We start from the raw sequence: 17,045 nt of genomic DNA, 5'->3' as shown, positions 1-17,045 counted from the left end.
AATCGACAACGACAGCAACCGGGAGGAAGAAATGCCGTCCAATCCATTCAACCCAACCAGAAGGCAGCTCCTTGCGGGCGCCGCCATGCTCGCCGGCGCCGGCTTTGCCGGTATCCGCCCGAGCCTTGCCGCCGGCGTCGAGTGGAAGCGCTTCGCGGGCACGACGCTCGATGTCAATCTGGTGAAAAGCCCGCGCAGCGACACGCTGATCAAATATCTCGCCGAGTTCGAGGATCTGACGGGCATCAAGGTCAATGCCGAGGCGACGCCCGAGCAGCAGCAGCGCCAGAAGACGGTGATCGAGCTCAGCTCCGGCAAACCCAGCTTCGACGTCGTGCATCTGAGCTACCATGTGCAGAAGCGGCAGTTCGAGAAGGGCGGCTGGCTGGCCGACATATCGGGCTACCTTGCCGACCCGACGCTGACCGATCCGAGCCTGGTCGAAAAGGACTTTGCCGATGCCGGCATGCTGTTCGCCAAGGACGGCCAGGGCGTGCTGCGCTCGCTGCCGTTCTCGGTCGACTACTGGATAATCTACTGGAACAAGGAGCTGTTCGAGGCCAAGGGCCTCAAATACCCCGAAACCTTCGATCAGCTCGTTTCAGCCGCGGAGGCTCTGACCGACCCGTCGACCAACACCTACGGTTTCGTCGCGCGCGGCCTCAAGAACGCCAACACGCCGGTCTGGACCTCGCTGATGCTCGGCTACGACATGACGCCGCTCGACGACAAGGGCAAGCTGCGCACCACCGCGCCCGAGGCGGTGGAGGCGGCCGCCCTCTACCAGCGGCTGATGACCAAATCCGCGCCGCCCGGCGTCACCGGATTCAACTGGGCCGAAGCGCAATCCGCCTTCCTGCAAGGCAAGATCGGCATGTGGTTCGACGGCGTCGGTTTCGCGCCGCCGATGGAAAATCCGGAGAAGTCGAGGGTGGTCGGCAAGGTCGGCTACGGCGTCATGCCCAAGGGCCCCAAGGCGCATGCCTCGGGTACGTTCGGCGACGGGCTCGGCGTGACAACGGCCAGCGAGAAGAAGGAAGCCGCCTATCTCTTTTGCCAATGGGCGGTGTCGGCCGGCATGGGCGCGCGGCTGCTGCAGGCAGGTGCCGGCGTGCCGTTCCGCAAATCGGTGCTGGAAGACCCCAAGGTGCGCGAAGGCGTGACCATGCCGGCGAGTTGGCTCGATGCCGTGGTCGGCTCCGGCAATGTCAGCCGGCTGGCGCTGCCGGTCATCATCCCGGTCACCGAATTCCGCGACATCTATGGCGTGGCGCTCAGCAACCTGCTCGCCGGGGCCGACCCGGCGGAGGAACTGAAGAAGGCGACGGAACAGTTCCAGCCGGTCCTCGACAGGAGCGAGCAAGGCTGATGTCCGCAACTGCCCCAGAGCGCGCCGAGGCGACGACGAGTCGCGCCGGGGCGACGACGGATCGCGCCGGGGCGACGACGGATCGTACCGGGGTGATGAAACAGGCAAGCGAAGGGGGCCGGCCCGTCAAGCTGGCTCCCAGCTACTGGCCCTTCGTCGTCCCCGCGCTGGTCGTCGTCGGCGCCGTCATCGTCTTTCCCTGGGCCTTCACGCTGTGGATGAGCGTCAACCGCTGGACGCTTGGCCAGTCGCGAAGCTTCGCGGGGATGGAGAACTATCTGCGACTGGTCGGCGATGGGCGGTTCTGGGAATCGCTCGCGCACACTTTGTCCTACACTTTCCTCTCGGTGGCCGCGCCGATGCTGCTCGGCACGGTCGCGGCGCTGATCTTCGATGCCCGGTTCCCGCTGCGCGGCGTGCTGCGCGGCATTTTCGTGATGCCGATGATGGCCACGCCCGTCGCCGTGGCGCTGGTCTGGACGATGATGTTCCATCCGCAACTCGGCGTGCTCAACTACCTTCTGTCGCTGGTCGGCATTCCGGCGCAGGAATGGATATTCAATGCCAGGACGGTCATCCCCTCGCTGGTTGCGGTCGAGACCTGGCAGTGGACGCCGCTGGTGATGCTGATCGTGCTGGGCGGGCTGGCCTCGGTGCCGCGCGAACCCTTCGAGAGCGCCGAGATCGACGGCGCCAATGCCTGGCAGCAGTTCCGTTACCTGACCTTGCCGATGATCGCGCCGTTCCTGATGATCGCGGTGATCATCCGCACGATCGACGCACTGAAGAGCTTCGACATCATCTATGCGATGACGCAGGGTGGGCCGGGCACGGCCTCCGAGACCATCAACATCTATCTCTACAACATCGCCTTCTCTTATTACGACGTCGGCTACGGCTCGGCCATGGCGGTGGTGTTCTTCGTTCTTATCGTAGCGCTGTCCTTCGTCCTGCTGATGCTGCGCCAGCGCAGCCGCTGGACCGACGCGGAGGGCAAATAGATGCGTTCGCGACTGCTCAACCGGATCGGCCTGTTCTTCGCCGCCCTGGTCTTCGTCTCGCCGGCGATCCTGTTCTTCCTCTGGATGCTCTCGCTGTCCCTGAAATTCGAGATCGACAACGGCGCCTCGCCGCCGGTCTTCATCCCCGAGCACGTGGCCTGGTCGAACTATGCCAAGGTGTTCGAGGAGAACAATTTCCTGCTCTACTTCTGGAACTCGGTGCTGGTGACCGGCACGGCGACGCTCTTGGCGCTGCTGATCGGCGTGCCTGCCGGCTACGGCATAGCGCGGCTCAAGGCCGAACGGTCGGCGGTCGTCATCATGATCGCGCGCATGACGCCGGGGCTGTCCTATCTCATCCCGCTGTTCCTGCTGTTCCAGTGGGCGGGCATATTGGGCACGCTGTGGCCGCAGATCATCATCCATCTCGTGGTCACGGTGCCGATCGTGGTCTGGGTGATGATCGGCTATTTCGAAACCACGCCGATGGAGCTGGAGGAGGCCGCCAGCATGGACGGCGCCTCCTCATGGCAGGTGTTCCGGCTGGTCGCGTTGCCCATCGCCAGGCCAGGCATCGTGGTGGCCTTCATCCTGTCCATCATCTTCTCCTGGAACAATTTCGTCTTTGGCGTGGTGCTGGCCAGCCGCGAGACGCGGACCTTGCCGGTCGCGGTCTACAACATGCTCTCCTACGAGCAGGTGAGCTGGGGGCCGCTGGCCGCCGCCGCACTGGTGGTGACGCTGCCGGTGCTGGTGCTGACCATGTTCGCGCAAAGGCAGATCGTCGCCGGGCTGACCGCCGGCGCGGTCAAGGGCGGCTGAAGCCGACGACACTCTTTCCAGGTGAGGACATGAAATGGCAGCGGTGACCATCAACAATGTGCAGAAGGCATTCGGAGCGACCAGGATCATTCACGACGTCAGCGTCGACATCGCCGATGGCGAGTTCGTGATCCTGGTCGGACCTTCGGGCTGCGGAAAGTCGACGCTGCTGCGCATGATCGCGGGGCTGGAGACGATCTCGGCCGGCAGGATCGCCATCGGCGAGCGGGTCGTCAACGATCTCAGGGCGCGAGACCGCAACATCGCCATGGTGTTCCAGAACTACGCGCTCTACCCGCATATGACGGTGGCCGACAATATGGGTTTCGCGCTCAAGATCAAGAAAGCCGATCCGGCCGATACCGCCGGCCGCGTCAACAGGGCGGCGAGTATCCTCGGCCTGGAAAAGCTGCTCGACCGCTTCCCGCGCCAGCTTTCGGGCGGCCAGCGCCAGCGTGTCGCCATGGGGCGCGCCATCGTGCGCGACCCGCAAGTCTTCCTGTTCGACGAACCGCTCTCCAACCTGGACGCCAAGCTGCGCGTGCAGATGCGAGGCGAGATCAAGGCGCTGCACCAGCGGCTGGGCACCACCACCATCTATGTCACGCATGACCAGATCGAGGCCATGACCATGGCCGACAAGATCGTGGTGCTGCATGACGGCCTGGTCGAGCAGGTCGGCGCGCCGCTCGACCTCTACGACCAGCCGGCCAATCTCTTCGTCGCCGGCTTCATCGGTTCGCCCGCCATGAATTTCATTCGCGGCCGCATCGAGGAAGGCGTCTTCCGCAGCGCAGGCGGGCTGACCTTGCCGCTGCCGGCGCCGCTTCATCCGGCACAGGTCCCGGGCGGAGAGCTGGTCTACGGCATCCGCCCCGAACACATCCGCGCCAGCAGCCAAGGCATACCTGGCAGCGTCACGCTGCTGGAAGCCACCGGCTCGGAGATCTTCGCCAAGGTCGACTGCGGCGGCGAGGAGATAGACTGCCTTTTCCGCGAGCGGCTGGCGCTCAAGCAGGGCCAGCCGGTGCGCATCGAGGTCGACCGCGCCTGCGCGCATCTGTTCGACGCCGAAACCGGCCGGCGCGTCGGCGCATGACAACAGCCCCGCGGGACGGGGCTGTCTTCAGGGTGCGGGCTACAAAAGCCTGCTTCTAGGCCGGTCTATTTGCTGCCGCCATTCGCCTTGACGCTGCTGCAGAATTCTGGATGGCTGTTGGCGGCGTTGGCGTCCTTGGCCTCGTCGTCGCAGGCCGTCATCATCATCTTCTGGTCTTCCGGAGTGAGCGCTTTCCACGCCTTCGTGAACTCGTCGCTGCTGCGCATCTTCTTCATGCTGGAGTCGGTGTAGAAGGGCTGCATCTTGGCCGGGTCGTCGAGTGCCGACGTGCCCTTGTTCGCGGCGGCGAGGGCCGAGCCCGCGAGCATCGAAAGCGTCATCGCGCCGACGCAGATCATCTTGATGTTCATGATAGGATCCTTCCCTGTTGCTCTTCGACCGTCGAAGCAACGATCTTCAAAGAAACGGAAGGTTTGGAGGAAAGTTCCGGTTCGCCATGTCAGCTGAGGCCCGGTCTGAACAAATATATTGTTCAACGGCGGCGAAACTTTCCGCTTTTTTCTTCGTTTGGCTGCATCGTTAGATTTGCAGCGGGGGCACATCGCACGGGATAGCGCCTTCCTCTTCTCCCTAGCGCGGCTGGACCAGAGTCCGCGCCGCCTCCGCTCCCGCCGTCAGCATGCGATCGGACAATTCAGTTCCCTCCACCGCGCGGGACAGTTGAAGGGCGCCGATGAGCGCCGCGAAAACGCCCAATGCAACGCCCTCCGGATCAGGGATTCCAGGCGGCAACTGCGCCGATAGCTGGCGCACCAGAGTCATTAATCGTTCGGTGTAGAGCGCGCGGGTCTCGGATGGCTGACGCGCGATTTCGGGCAACAGCGCCGCCGAAGCACAGCCGGTCTCCGGATGATCCCGGTGCTCGGGCGACAAATACATGGCGAGGGCCAGATCCAGCCCTCCCGAGGCCAACGCCTCCTGCAATTGCTGCGACTGAGCCTCCAGTGCCGCGACCATGCTCTCGCGGACGAGTTCGGCCTTGGATTGAAAGTGTGGATAGAAGGCGCCGTTCGTCATGCCGGCGTCGCTCATGATGCTTGCCAGTCCGGACGCGGCGATGCCGTCACCGCGAAACCGTTCGGCGGCGACCTCCATGATCCGGCTGCGTGATGCGTCCTTCCGGCCTTTTTCGTAGCGCATGGCGCTCCTTCCGCTTCCCTATTGCATTACACCCGTAATGTGATATTACGATCATAATTCAATCATCGCCGAGAGGCAAGACCTCTCGAGTTCGGAGTCACCAGATGAACCGGAATTCAGGAAAGACGGCGATCGTGACCGGCGCCTCCTCCGGCATCGGCCGCGCCAGCGCGGAGGCTTTGGCGCGGGCGGGTTTCACCGTCTTCGGCACCAGCCGCAAAATATCAGGCCAGGGCTCGGACGGGATATCGATGCTGGTTTGTGACGTGACCGATGACGCGTCGGTCGCAGCTCTGGTTTCAGATGTCCTCGCCAGGACCGGCCGGATAGACCTTCTGGTCAACAATGCCGGCGTCGGGCTGCTGGGAGGCGCGGAGGAATCCTCGGTTTCCCAGTCCAAGGCCCTGTTCGATGTCAATCTGTTCGGCGTCATGCGGATGATCAACGCGGTGCTGCCGTCGATGCGGCGGCGCGGCGAGGGGCGCATCGTCAATATCGGCTCGATCCTGGGATTGGTCCCCGCGCCGTACTCGGCCCACTATTCCGCCGTCAAGCACGCGCTCGAAGGCTATTCGGAATCGCTCGACCACGAGGTTCGCGCTTTCAACATCCGGGTTTCGGTCATCGAACCTGCCTTCGTGCGCACCGTGTTCGACCAGAACGGGCTCGAGCCCGATTCCGTCATGAAGGAATACGATCAGGCCCGCGCCGGTATCGACGCATTGCTTCGCGACGTGATGCCGAAAGCAGACCCTCCGGAAGCGGTGGCGAATGTGGTACTCAGGGCCGCCACCGAGAAGCGTCAGCGCCGACGCTACACCGCCGGCAAGACAGCCCGGCTGGTCAGCACGCTGCGGCGGTTCGCGCCCGCCGCGACGTTCGACAAGACCTTGCGCAAGCAGTTCCGCCTGCCTGCCTGAACGGAGCGTGCCAAGTCGGTGCCCGCACAAGCAGTTTCGCTGCCCCGAAAGCCCAGCCTGTCCGATATCGGGATTCATTTCAAGAAAGCGAATATGATGAAAGCCTTTGTCGTCGACAAATATCAGAAGAAGGGCGCCCTGCGGCTTGCAGAGATGCCTGAGCCGGAACCGCGCGACAACGATGTCCTGATCGAGGTCCACGCCGCTGGCGTAAACCTTCTCGATTCCAAACTCCGGGACGGGGAGTTCAAACTCATATTGCCTTACCGCCCGCCATTCATCCTTGGCCATGACGTGGCTGGCATCGTCATTCGCGTCGGGTCGAAAGTACGCAAATTCAAGACCGGCGACGAAGTCTATGCGCGGGCGCGCGACGGACGGATCGGGACATTCGCCGAATTCATCGCCGTCGAAGAAGCCGACGTGGCCTTGAAGCCCGACAGTCTCAGCATGGAGGAGGCGGCCTCCATTCCGCTGGTCGGCCTGACCGCCTGGCAGGTGCTCGTCGACAGGGCAGGGCTGAAGAAAGGGCAGAAGGTGTTCATCCAGGCCGGCTCCGGCGGTGTGGGGACATTCGCCATCCAACTGGCAAAACATCTCGGCGCCACGGTTGCGACGACGGCCAGCGTCGCGAGCGCCGATCTGGTGAGACGTCTCGGAGCCGATGTCGTCATCGACTACAAGAAGGAGGACTTCGAGAAGGTCCTGCATGGCTACGACGTCGTCCTGAACAGCCAGGACCCCAAGACGCTCGAGAAATCCCTGCATGTGCTGAAGCCGGGCGGAAAGCTCATCTCCATCTCCGGTCCACCGGATCCCGAATTTGCCAGGGACAAAGGCCTCAACATTGTCCTGAAACTGGTCCTGCGCCTGCTGAGCCGCGGCATACGCCGCAAGGCCAGACGCGCCGGGGTCGGATATTCGTTCCTGTTCATGTGGGCGCAGGGCGATCAACTGAGCAGGATCACGTCGCTCATCCAATCCGGCGTCATACGCCCTGTCATGGATCAGGTATTCCCATTCGAAAAGACCAACGAGGCGCTGGCCTATGTCGAGACGGGGCGCGCCAAGGGCAAGGTGGTCGTGAAGGTGAGATAGAAGGCGCCGGCGCCGCTCGGCCTGTTGTCAGTCTTGCGCCTTTTAGCCAGGGCGGTCTCAGCCGCTCTCGATCTCCTGGAGATAGAACGCCTTGCTGGGCTGCAAATGGTCGACGCAGAGCTGCGCCAGCACCCAATTGTCCCGGCGCTTCAGCGCCTCGATCATCATCGCGTGGTGCTGGCGCGAGATGTCGAGCTTTTCCTTGTCGGCCAGCGAGTTAGCCCGCACCGGCAGGCTGAGGCGCATGTAATGCTCGATCGAGGCCACCAGATAGGCATTGCCGCAGGCCGAGAACATGGTGAGATGGAAACGATCATTGGCCTCGTGGATGCCGCGCAGGTAGCCGCTCTCGACATGGTCGTTATAGATGCGGAGGATCTGCGTCAGCTCTTCGATCAGCGCATCGCTCGCCGGCAGGCGGATCATCAGCGCCGCCTGGCGCTGCAGCATCTCGCGCACCTCGTAGATCTGCCGTACCTCGTCGGGCGACAGCCGCCGCACCATGGCGCCCTTGTTGCGCTCGCGCGTGACGACGCCTAGCCTTTCGAGCTGATAGAGCGCCTGTCGAATGGTATGGCGCGACACCGGGAAGCGGGCGAGCAGCACGTCCTCGACCAGGCGCGCGCCGGGCGCCAGCCTGCCGAAGATGATGTCTTCCTCCAGCGCGTGGACGATATCGGCTTCCTTGCCGCCATAATCGATCGTGTTGAGCATCGCGCTCCGTCGCGTTTTCGACAGCCTCATGGCGAGGGCCGCTCTTGCCGCCTTGCCATGGCGAAAAAAGAGAACCGGACCGCTTGGCCGGCCGGACCGATTGGCCTTGAGCCCGCCAGCTGCGCCATTACCGCCGACGGTCCCTGCCGCTTGCCGAGCCCCCAGATGGGCCGGGCGAGGGTCGTCGCTGGCCATGCTTTTGTCAAGCGACGCGAGGGACGTCGCCGCCCTGTCAGTTCCTGTCCACCGGCTTTGAGCGCATGCGCGAGACCGTTTCGCGCTCGGCGCGCTTGGAGCGCAGCGGCGGCAGGCCGCGGTCGATCAGGTCCATGTCCTCCAGCACCATGTCGCCCATGCGCTTGAAGGCGATGTCGAGCGCCCCGGCGCGGTGGGCCGAGCGCAGGAAGCCGGGCAAGGCGCGCACCGGGTGGTCCCGCGCCAGCGGCTCCTCGGGGAAGACGTCGCTGGCGGCGAGGATGTGGCCGCCCTTCACCGCCGCCATCAAAGCGGGGAAGTCGACCACGCCGGCGCGGCTGAGCAGGATGAAGGCCGCGCCTTTGCGCATCCTGGCGAAGGCGTCGGCGCCGAGGAAGCCCTGGTTCTCGCTGGTCACCGAGGCGACGACGAAGACGAAGTCGCTGGCGGACAGCACCTCGTCCATCGCGGCCGGCTCGACGCCATTGTCGATTAGGATCGACGGCGGCAGCCAGGGATCGAAGACTTTTGTCCTGGTGCGGAAACCCGACAGCAGCCGGTTCAGCGCGCGGCCGAGATCGCCGAAGCCGATGATGCCGACATCGGCGCCTGACAACAGCCGCGCCGTCCGGTTGCCGTCGCCGCCCCACAATTCCTCGCCCTTGCGGAAGGCAAGGTCGGCATCGACGATGCCGCGGGCGAGGTTGAGCGCCATGGCAAGGCCGAGCTCGGCCACCGGCTCGGCGAAGACCAGGCCCGTTGTGACGATATGGATGCCGCGCGCGAACAGCGTTTCATAGGGCATGTTGTCGATGAGGTTGCTCTCGACATTGAAGACGCAGCGCAGCGCCTTCATCTTCTCCAGCGTCTCGGCCGCGATCGGCGGCTGGCCGACGATGTAGCGGGCCTCGGCTAGCACATCGGCCGGCAGTTTCGCCACGCCGTCCGGCGTCGTCTCGACGATGCGATATTTCGCCTTGAAGCGCGCCAGCTGCGGCGGCGTGAAGATGAGGTCGAGCGTGCGCGGTTCGGGCGCGCTGATGACCAGCGGCAGGGCGCTGTCGGACATGGCGAATTCCTCCCGGCGCGATCGTTTTGGCGCCCTTCTGGATGCAATCTATCCCGGATTAAACGACTTACAACATGCATACGGAGGAGGAAAATTTCGCGACAAGAAAGGCGGGATTGCGGCTGGGGCGAGGGGCCGTTCTTGCACAAGGGCCCAAAAAAGGGAAAGGGAATGCGCTTCTGGCGCCGCAACCAACCACCGCTCCATACGTTGATCCATGCCGGACCGATTCCGGCTTACTCCAGAGCCTCACCCCGCCGGCCATGACTGGCGGGGGCTTTTTGCCAGAGGGCCGTATCGACCTTTTGCGAAGGCCGTCGTCAGCGCCCGCCGCTCGTTTGCTTCCAGCGCGGCGCGATCGCGGAACCGTCGATGAATTCAAGGCCGCCCGCCTCGTTGAGCGTGTGCAGCTTGCGCCCGCTCCATAACGCGCCAGGCGTCAAGATGGTCTCGACAACCTGGCTCATGCCGTCCAAATCGAGGTGAACAATGCGTGCGATGCCGAGCGCCGCGCCATAGCTCCTGCGGCAGTCCTGCACGGGGCGCAGCAATTGGCCCTCCCGTTCTACCATGCGGCCCGCCGGTCGCGCCGAGGCGATGTCGATCAGGACGGGGTTTTTGGGGTGCGGCGTCCACGGTCCGCGAAAGTCCGGCGCCGACCACAGATGCAGCGCGTCGGAAAAGGCGCCGCCGCCGTCCCTGACGGTGGCGAACAGCCACCATCGTCCGCCATGCTCGACCAGGGTGGCGTCGCTGGCGACGATGTCTGACAGCAGCGTCGCTTCCTTGACCCAGCCGCCAGGGAAGGCGGTGGCGCGGTAGAGGTCGACCGTGCGGTTGGCGCAGCTCTCCGGCACCATCCAGACTTCGCCGTCGCGCTCGAAGACGAACGGATAGGACAGGTGATAGGGCAGGTCGAGCACCGGTTCCGGGCGGCCGATCGGCCCCGACGGGCCGAACGGCACGGCGGAGATGATGGCCCGGCCCAGACGGTGGATATAGTCCTCGACGAACAGGGTCACCTTGCCCTGATGCAGGATCGGGAACGGGTCGGCATAGAAGCGGCTGCCGTCGTCGGGCAGCACCTGCCAGCCCGTTGCCGGATGCGCCCGCAGGTCGAGCAGGTCCTGCCCCTGTGTTTGCCGCCAGCCGACCTTCCAGTGCGGGGCGTTGTAGCAGAGATGATAAATCTTCTGGACGACGCGCCGCGCCAGCGCCTTGCCGGCCCTGACGCCAAGCTTGGCGGCGGACGGCATGGCGGACGCGGCATTGCCGTGCGCCGGCTCCGGCAGGACGGGGAGAGCGTGCCGCGCCGCGCCGGTCATCGCCGCCAGGATCAGGCTCGCGGTGCGCGCCAGCATATCCTGGAACGAGGCAAGCGCGATGCCGCCATATTCGGTGCCCAGGCGACCTTCGGCGACGATCGTGCCGTTTTCCTCTATACGGGCAATCGGCGTTCGCCCATCGAGGATCAGCGTCAGCAGGGCTGCTTCGCCCGCGGCGCCGTCATAGGTCACGCGCCAGACGCGCGTTCCTTCGCGCTGCACGTCGCCGCAGAGGTCGATCACCAGATCGCACGCTGTCGGCGGCCGCGCTTGATAGGGTGCCAGCGCCGAAAGCGGCAGGCGTTTCGCCAGCCCGTTCGCGGACAGGCCATGGATGGCCGTCTCCAGCTGAAACAGCGCCGCGGCGCTGGGTGGTATGCCGCCCTCGGCCGGCCCGAGATCGACAGAGACCTCGACATGCGCCAGCGCCGCAAGGCGCTCCAGCAGCGTCAGGTGAAAGGCACGCGGGCATTTGCTGTCCAGGCGCAGGTTCACCTGCATGTCGCATCCTCATCGTTGTGATGTTCGGTATTGGGCCGGTGTTTGGACGCGGGAAACGGCCGGACGGATGGAGTGTTGCCCCATTCCATGTCATTCCCCCGTTGCCCGCGCCGTATCAACACCCGCGCCTCTTCTAGGCAAACCCCGTGCCAAAATTCACAAGAGCTCTCAATATAATTAACAGTGTTTTAACAGTTGGAAGCATAGCTAAGACAAAGCCGCAATTTGATCTTTGCAGGCGCATGGAGTGTTGTCGGAGCGACCCTTGCAATCATCCCTGCTCTCGTTGCCGCAACAATACGCTCCGGAGGCGATGCAATACGCGCCCGGAGCGGTGCCGTCGGCGCCCTCCTACCCGGCCTCGACCGTCGAGCTGGGCGACGTGAAGCGCATACTGGTGCGCCGCCGTTTCCTCATCTTTGCCATCACCGCGCTGCTGACCCTCGGCGCATTGCTCTATGGGCTTATGACGCCGGCGCTCTACAGCTCGGCGGCGGAAATCATCATCGACCCGCAAGACCTGCAGGTGGTCAGCAACGACGTCAATCCGAGCCAGGTGCCGCCCGACGGCGGCATAACCCGTGTGGAAAGCCAGGTCAGCGTCGTCCAGTCGACGGGGGTGCTGCTCAGGGCCATCAAGGCGACCAACCTGACCGAGGATCCTGAATTCAACGGGCAGGGCATGCTGGGACGTTTACTCGGCGGATTGCTGGGTTCGGGGTCAGGCGAAGCCGACAAGACGGCCAAGACGCTCGATGCGTTGCGCGCACGCCTGGCGGTGCGGCGAGCGGACAAAGTGCTGGTCATCGAGGTGATCATCACCACCAAGAACGCCGAGAAGTCGGCGATGCTGGCCAATGCGATCGCGCAGGCCTATCTGGCGGATCAGGCGAGCTCACGCGCGCGGATGGCCAAGGACGCTTCGGACGCCATCGCCGCGCGACTGGATGAGCAGCGCAAGCGCGTCCAGCAGGCCGAGAATGCCGTCGAGGCCTACAGGTCCGCCAACAACATGGTGATGGCGGCAGGCAATCTGGTCAGCGACCAGGAACTGACCGAGCTGAATACGCAGCTTTCGGCAGCGCAAAGCCGCACTGCGGCGCTGAAGGCGCAGGTCGACCAGTTGCGCAGGTCGGGCGGGGCGCCGGACGCGACCTCGGAAGCGATGCGCTCCTCGGTGATTTCGAGCCTCAGGGCGCAGGAGGCGACGCTTGTCGACAAGGTATCGCAGTTCGGCACGGAACTTGGGCCACGCCATCCCTCGATGATCGCGGCGCAGCAGCAGCTGCGCGACACGCGTGCGCTGATCGGGCGCGAGCTCGGCCGCATCGGGGCGGCTGCCGAGACCGACTACGAGCGAGCGCTGGCCAACCAGCAGGCGCTGGAGGCCAAGGTCGCCGGCATGAAGACCAAGTCGCTCGATACGGACCAGGCTTCGGTCAAGCTGCGCGAGTTGCAGCGCGATCTCGAGGCCGTTCGCTCCGTCTATGCCAACTATCTGCAGCGTGTGCAGGAGACGCGCGAGCAGATCAACGTCGACAGCACCAATGCGCGGATCATCTCCAGCGCCATGCCGGCCCTGAAGAAGAGCTGGCCGCCGCTGTCGCTGCTTGTCCTGGGCGCGCTCTTCGGCGGCCTGGGGCTCGGCACCGGCCTGGCGCTGATCGCGGAATATTCCTCGCCCACGGTGCTTTCCAGCGCGCAGATGCAATCGGCCATCGACGCGCCGGTGCTTGGCGTGGTGCCGGCAAAATCGGGCAACACCCGTCGCTGGTGGCCTTTCGGCGGCACGGCCGCCGCGGCGAGCCAGAAGACGGACGCGGTTGTGGGGCTGGCGCTGAGGCGCATGTTCTCGTCGGGCCGGCGCCCGCCGGACTGGCCGCTGGTGCCGTCCATACTGGTGACGTCGCCGCCCGAGGACGCCGCGCATCGCGGCAGGGTGGCGCGCTTGCTGGCCAATGCCGCGGCCGCCCGGGGCGGCCGTATCCTGTTCATCGATACCAATGCCGGCGGCCAGAAAGATCAGCAGCCGGGCGTGCTCGACGTGCTTCGCGGTGAGTACGGCATCGAGGCGTTGAGCCAGTATACGCCCGGCAGCAATGTCGCGCTTTTGGGGAGGGGCCGGTCAAAGGCCGTCTTCCAGGAAGCGCAGGGCGTCTATTTTGCCCAGCAGATGTTGGCCCAGGCGGGCCGCAACTTCGAACTCGTCGTCATCGATGGCGGCGCGCTGGCCGACAACCTCAATGCCTCGCCGCTGGTAGCGATGGCCGACGAAATCCTGCTCGTCGCCACGCTGAACTCGACGCCGATGCGCGATGTCGCGGCGGCGTCGCAGGCCATTTCCGTCATGGGGCGGTTGCCGACCGGCGCCTTGCTGGTCGACGAGGCGGCCTGACATGGCCGCCGTCCGGCCCGCCAGCCCGGCAGCCGGCTGGGCCGCGCCGGGCCAAGCCGCCGCCGCATCCCCCACCGGCAGTTCCGTCGACTGGGTGACCCGCTTCGGCCTGGTCGTCACGGTGGCGGTGCTGTTCGCCGTTTCCGGCGGCATGCTATGGCTGGTGGGCTACAATTACGACGGCCTGCTCGGCAGTCCGGCCACCAAAATCCATCCGTCGACCTATCTCCTGGTGCTGGTGTTTGCCTGGCGTTCATGCACGTTCGGCAATCCGGTCGGCTATATGGCTGCCGTTGCCGACCGGCGGCCGGCCAGCGCGCTGATGGCGGTCATCTCGGTCGTGCTCCTGGTGGTGGTCGTCATCAGGCATCGCCCGGGCATGGCGGGCATGGTCGATACGTTCGTGACGGCGGCGCTGCTGGTGCTGATGCTGGCCGAGGACGACGAACGGACCTTCGCGCGGCTGCAGACGGTCGTTCACGCGGTGATGTCGGCGAATGCGCTGCTGGCGCTGTTCGAGTTCGCGACCAAGACGCTGGTGTTTCCCTATCGGCTCGACGGCGAGGTGTTCACCGACCTGCGCTCGACCGCGCTTCAGGGCCATCCGCTGGCCAATGCCACGATCACCGCGGTCTATGTGCTGGCGCTGCTCTCCGGCTCACGGTCGCTGTCGATGCCGCTGCGGCTTTCGCTGATCGGCCTGCAAACCGCGGCGCTGGTCGCGTTCGGCGGTCGTTCGGCGATGGTGATCACGCTCGCGCTCGGCGGCATCTATCTGCTTTTCAGGGGCGTGGCCTATCTGCGGCATGGACGCGTCAGCCTGCTGGGCGCGGCCCTTGCGGTCCTGCTCGCCACGCTGCTGCCGGTGGCGGTCGCCCTTCTCTTTTCCTATGGCTTCTTCGACGCGCTGCTGGAACGCTTCGTGTCCGACAGCGGCAGCGCCAATGCCCGCGTCGAAATGTTCGACCTCTTCAAGAATCTAGGGCTGGGCGACCTGATCGTGGGGCCTGATATCGATCTGATCGAAAGCATGCGCCGCATCAACGGCTTGGAACAAGGCATCGAGAACCCGATCATACGCATGGTGCTCTATCAGGGCGCCTTCTTTACCCTGCTGATGCTGTTCGGCTTCGTGCTGTTCATGCATGAGGTGGCACGCCGCTGCCATCCCGGCATCTGGCTGCCCATGCTGGGCTGGCTGATCCTGCTCAACACCTCCGAGACCCTCGCCTCCAAGACGACGCTGTTGACCAAATTCGTGGTGCTGGCGCTGGTGCTGTACCGGCCGGCGCGGGCCGTGGCGCGGCAAGAGGCGCAAGCAGTGCGCGCAATTGGAGACGACCGGCGAAGAGCGCAGCCTCTCCGCCGTTAGCGGCTGATCCCCTGTGTTTCGCAAAGACGGATCGCATGTGACATGGGGCTCAGCCATGACGCCGGGAAAGCGCTTCTTAGGACTTTCCACGCCCGAAAGCGGGCACGGTCGTCACCTGCCAATATAGGCAGCCAGTTCGTCGGGCGTCCCGTTTGGGAAGGCCTGTTTTAGAAAGTCCATGAACGCCGACACTCGCGCGCTGAGCAGCCGTCGAGAGGGGTAGAGCGTCCATAGAGCGATCTCGGGGCCGTCGATCTCCCCCCAACTTACCAGTGTGCCGTCAGCCAGGTCGTGGCTCACCAACGAAATGGGAAGACGTGCCGCACCGACGCCGGCCCGCACCGCGTCCCGGACCATGATGAGCGTCGACAAAGCGACGACCGGCTCGATCCTGATCGTTGACCGGCCGCCTTGTGTCTTCACGTGCAATGTCTGCAGATCGCCTGCCCCGCGCGCAACGCCAGGAGCGGCGAGTCCACCGGTCGGGCGAGGAAGGTCGGGGCGAGCCACCACGACCAGACGATCGCGCAGAAACGCCCGTCCGACCAGGCTTTCGTCGGGATCCGGATTGACCCGGATCACCAGGTCATAGCCTTCCTCGATCATGTCCACGGCCCGGTCCTCGGTCGTGACCTCCAGCCTCACCTCCGGATATTTGAGGGCAAACCCCGCGGCGATCCTTCCCATTGCGGTCTGAGAAAAATGCAAAGGCGCGCTGATCCGCAGCCTCCCCTTGGGTCTCTGACCGCCCGAGGCAATCGCCGAAGCGGTCTCGTCGAGTTCGGCGAGCAACGCTCCCGTCCGCTCGAAGAGCGCCCGTCCTTCTTCGGTGAGCTTGAGGTTACGCGCACCCCGTTCAAACAGGCGCAGATCAAGACTGCTTTCCAGTTCGCCAACGCGCCGGGACAGGGTTGCCTTGGGCCGGCCGGTGGCCCTTGCCGCTTTGCCGAAGCCGCCATGACGGGCAACGAGATTGAAATCGGCGAGGGCAAGGAGGTCCATGTGTGTTCCACCAGTGAGACGACGTGTCTAAAATTTCCGCCTGTTGGGCTGTTAGTGAGCCACACATATTGGAGCTGTCAAGCAATCCAACAGGAGAAATTTCATGACCATTCTCGTTACCGGCGCCACGGGCAACATTGGCCGCCAAGTCGTCGAACATCTCGTCAAGCGCGACGCAGATGTGCGTGCTCTCGTCCGCGATCCGTCGAAAGCCAACTTCCCGGCAGGCGTCTCCGTCGTGCAAGGCGACTTTCTCGATGTCGATTCGCTGCGGAAAGCCATGTCCGGAGTCTCTACTCTGTTCCTCTTGAACGCCGTGGTACCGGACGAATTCACCCAAGCTTTGGTCGCGCTCAACGTCGCCCGATCTGCCGGCATCGAGCGGATCGTCTATCTGTCGGTGGTCCACGCTGACGTCTATGTGAACGTACCCCATTTCGCGGGCAAGTTCGGCGTCGAGCGCATGATCGAGGAGATGGACTTCAAGGCTACGATCTTGCGCCCGGCCTACTTCATCCAGAACGATCTGATGATCGAAGACGTCATCACCGGCTACGGCACCTACCCAATGCCGATCGGCGCCAAAGGGCTCGCCATGATCGACGTGCGTGATATCGCCGAGATCGCCGCCCTCGAGCTGCTGCGCCGCGAACAGTCTGCGGAGCCGCTTGTGCTCGACCGGATCAACCTCGTCGGCCCGGAGACACTGACCGGGACGGATATCGCCGCAATCTGGTCAGAGGTGCTTGGCCGCCCGATCAACTACGGCGGCGACAATACCGAAGGCTTCGAGCAAAATCTCAAGCAACTCTTGCCCGCCTGGATGGCCTACGACATGCGCCTGATGGGCGAGCGGTTCTTGACCAACGGGATGCTGCCTGAGGCCGGCGACGTCGAGCGCCTGACTGCCTTGCTCGGACGCCCACTGCGCCCATATCGCGACTTCGCCTCGGCGATCGCTGCCTCCGCTTGACGGAAGCAAGGACAAGCAACGGGGATAGG

General features: G+C 64.5%; 15 protein-coding genes. 9 read left to right on the top strand and 6 right to left on the bottom strand.

Annotated elements, in window-relative coordinates; genetic code table 11:
• The first annotated feature begins 31 nt into the window (after positions 1 to 31).
• From FJ986_RS11840 to ugpC, 4 genes are all read left to right on the top strand, one after another.
• Positions 32 to 1,369 (top strand): sugar ABC transporter substrate-binding protein, encoded by a 1,338-nt coding sequence (locus FJ986_RS11840; RefSeq protein ID WP_140521425.1) that lies wholly within the window; start codon positions 32 to 34, stop codon positions 1,367 to 1,369.
• 95 nt (positions 1,370 to 1,464) lie between these two features.
• A complete protein-coding gene (locus FJ986_RS11835; RefSeq protein WP_140521586.1) occupies positions 1,465 to 2,370 on the top strand; it encodes a sugar ABC transporter permease in 906 nt (301 codons plus the stop codon).
• Positions 2,371 to 3,192: a carbohydrate ABC transporter permease gene (locus FJ986_RS11830; protein WP_140521426.1), complete on the top strand. Its 822-nt coding sequence runs from the start codon at positions 2,371 to 2,373 to the stop codon at positions 3,190 to 3,192. It begins immediately after the preceding gene.
• 34 nt (positions 3,193 to 3,226) lie between these two features.
• Entirely contained in the window at positions 3,227 to 4,291 is a 1,065-nt protein-coding gene (gene ugpC, locus FJ986_RS11825; protein WP_140499099.1) for a sn-glycerol-3-phosphate ABC transporter ATP-binding protein UgpC, read from the top strand.
• A gap of 65 nt (positions 4,292 to 4,356) precedes the next feature.
• On the opposite strand, the gene FJ986_RS11820 is transcribed toward ugpC, so the two are convergent.
• Positions 4,357 to 4,662, bottom strand: a complete 306-nt coding sequence (locus FJ986_RS11820; protein ID WP_140499097.1) for a hypothetical protein — start codon at positions 4,660 to 4,662, stop codon at positions 4,357 to 4,359.
• A 220-nt stretch (positions 4,663 to 4,882) separates the two neighbouring features.
• A complete protein-coding gene (locus FJ986_RS11815; RefSeq protein WP_140559838.1) occupies positions 4,883 to 5,452 on the bottom strand; it encodes a TetR/AcrR family transcriptional regulator in 570 nt (189 codons plus the stop codon).
• Positions 5,453 to 5,556: 104 nt separating this feature from the next.
• On the opposite strand from FJ986_RS11815, the gene FJ986_RS11810 reads away from it, so the two are divergent.
• Positions 5,557 to 6,372 (top strand): oxidoreductase, encoded by an 816-nt coding sequence (locus FJ986_RS11810; RefSeq protein ID WP_140516171.1) that lies wholly within the window; start codon positions 5,557 to 5,559, stop codon positions 6,370 to 6,372.
• A gap of 96 nt (positions 6,373 to 6,468) precedes the next feature.
• Positions 6,469 to 7,470, top strand: coding sequence for an NADP-dependent oxidoreductase (locus tag FJ986_RS11805; RefSeq protein ID WP_140674479.1), 1,002 nt, complete (start codon positions 6,469 to 6,471; stop codon positions 7,468 to 7,470).
• Between the two features lie 57 nt (positions 7,471 to 7,527).
• Here the strand turns inward: FJ986_RS11805 and FJ986_RS11800 are convergent, their stop codons facing one another.
• The 3 genes from FJ986_RS11800 to FJ986_RS11790 all read right to left on the bottom strand — a co-directional run bounded on the left by FJ986_RS11800 (position 7,528) and on the right by FJ986_RS11790 (position 11,274).
• Positions 7,528 to 8,184, bottom strand: a complete 657-nt coding sequence (locus tag FJ986_RS11800; protein ID WP_140674347.1) for a GntR family transcriptional regulator — start codon at positions 8,182 to 8,184, stop codon at positions 7,528 to 7,530.
• 232 nt (positions 8,185 to 8,416) lie between these two features.
• Complete coding sequence (locus FJ986_RS11795) at positions 8,417 to 9,448, bottom strand: hydroxyacid dehydrogenase (RefSeq protein WP_140674345.1); 1,032 nt, start codon at positions 9,446 to 9,448, stop codon at positions 8,417 to 8,419.
• A gap of 320 nt (positions 9,449 to 9,768) precedes the next feature.
• Complete coding sequence (locus FJ986_RS11790; RefSeq protein WP_140674343.1) at positions 9,769 to 11,274, bottom strand: formyl transferase; 1,506 nt, start codon at positions 11,272 to 11,274, stop codon at positions 9,769 to 9,771.
• Between the two features lie 265 nt (positions 11,275 to 11,539).
• On the opposite strand from FJ986_RS11790, the gene FJ986_RS11785 reads away from it, so the two are divergent.
• Both FJ986_RS11785 and FJ986_RS11780 read left to right on the top strand, forming a co-directional pair.
• Positions 11,540 to 13,669, top strand: coding sequence for an exopolysaccharide transport family protein (locus FJ986_RS11785; protein ID WP_140674341.1), 2,130 nt, complete (start codon positions 11,540 to 11,542; stop codon positions 13,667 to 13,669).
• Position 13,670: 1 nt separating this feature from the next.
• Positions 13,671 to 15,041, top strand: a complete 1,371-nt coding sequence (locus tag FJ986_RS11780; protein WP_210241332.1) for a VpsF family polysaccharide biosynthesis protein — start codon at positions 13,671 to 13,673, stop codon at positions 15,039 to 15,041.
• A 111-nt stretch (positions 15,042 to 15,152) separates the two neighbouring features.
• Here FJ986_RS11780 and FJ986_RS11775 read toward each other — a convergent pair whose 3' ends face one another.
• Positions 15,153 to 16,043, bottom strand: a complete 891-nt coding sequence (locus tag FJ986_RS11775) for a LysR family transcriptional regulator (protein ID WP_140521434.1) — start codon at positions 16,041 to 16,043, stop codon at positions 15,153 to 15,155.
• Between the two features lie 103 nt (positions 16,044 to 16,146).
• Between FJ986_RS11775 and FJ986_RS11770 the strand changes: the two genes are divergently transcribed.
• Positions 16,147 to 17,016 carry an NmrA/HSCARG family protein gene (locus FJ986_RS11770; protein ID WP_140499077.1) on the top strand — a complete coding sequence of 290 codons (870 nt, stop codon included), beginning with the start codon at positions 16,147 to 16,149 and terminating at the stop codon, positions 17,014 to 17,016.
• The last annotated feature ends 29 nt before the right edge of the window (positions 17,017 to 17,045 follow it).

Origin of the sequence: Mesorhizobium sp. B1-1-1 (genome assembly GCF_006442955.1) — a bacterium.
GTDB lineage: Bacteria > Pseudomonadota > Alphaproteobacteria > Rhizobiales > Rhizobiaceae > Mesorhizobium.
The sequence above is the reverse complement of the archived record's forward strand: the minus strand, read 5'-3'. Positions and strand labels throughout refer to the sequence as shown.

Bases quoted from the DNA above. Each gene is read 5' to 3' on its own strand.
- FJ986_RS11840 (WP_140521425.1), top strand. From the start codon at position 32: ATGCCGTCCAATCCATTCAACCCAACCAGAAGGCAGCTCCTTGCGGGC.
- FJ986_RS11835 (WP_140521586.1), top strand. From the start codon at position 1,465: ATGAAACAGGCAAGCGAAGGGGGCCGGCCCGTCAAGCTGGCTCCCAGC.
- FJ986_RS11830 (WP_140521426.1), top strand. From the start codon at position 2,371: ATGCGTTCGCGACTGCTCAACCGGATCGGCCTGTTCTTCGCCGCCCTG.
- ugpC (WP_140499099.1), top strand. From the start codon at position 3,227: ATGGCAGCGGTGACCATCAACAATGTGCAGAAGGCATTCGGAGCGACC.
- FJ986_RS11820 (WP_140499097.1), bottom strand. From the start codon at position 4,662: ATGAACATCAAGATGATCTGCGTCGGCGCGATGACGCTTTCGATGCTC.
- FJ986_RS11815 (WP_140559838.1), bottom strand. From the start codon at position 5,452: ATGCGCTACGAAAAAGGCCGGAAGGACGCATCACGCAGCCGGATCATG.
- FJ986_RS11810 (WP_140516171.1), top strand. From the start codon at position 5,557: ATGAACCGGAATTCAGGAAAGACGGCGATCGTGACCGGCGCCTCCTCC.
- FJ986_RS11805 (WP_140674479.1), top strand. From the start codon at position 6,469: ATGAAAGCCTTTGTCGTCGACAAATATCAGAAGAAGGGCGCCCTGCGG.
- FJ986_RS11800 (WP_140674347.1), bottom strand. From the start codon at position 8,184: ATGCTCAACACGATCGATTATGGCGGCAAGGAAGCCGATATCGTCCAC.
- FJ986_RS11795 (WP_140674345.1), bottom strand. From the start codon at position 9,448: ATGTCCGACAGCGCCCTGCCGCTGGTCATCAGCGCGCCCGAACCGCGC.
- FJ986_RS11790 (WP_140674343.1), bottom strand. From the start codon at position 11,274: ATGCAGGTGAACCTGCGCCTGGACAGCAAATGCCCGCGTGCCTTTCAC.
- FJ986_RS11780 (WP_210241332.1), top strand. From the start codon at position 13,671: ATGGCCGCCGTCCGGCCCGCCAGCCCGGCAGCCGGCTGGGCCGCGCCG.
- FJ986_RS11775 (WP_140521434.1), bottom strand. From the start codon at position 16,043: ATGGACCTCCTTGCCCTCGCCGATTTCAATCTCGTTGCCCGTCATGGC.
- FJ986_RS11770 (WP_140499077.1), top strand. From the start codon at position 16,147: ATGACCATTCTCGTTACCGGCGCCACGGGCAACATTGGCCGCCAAGTC.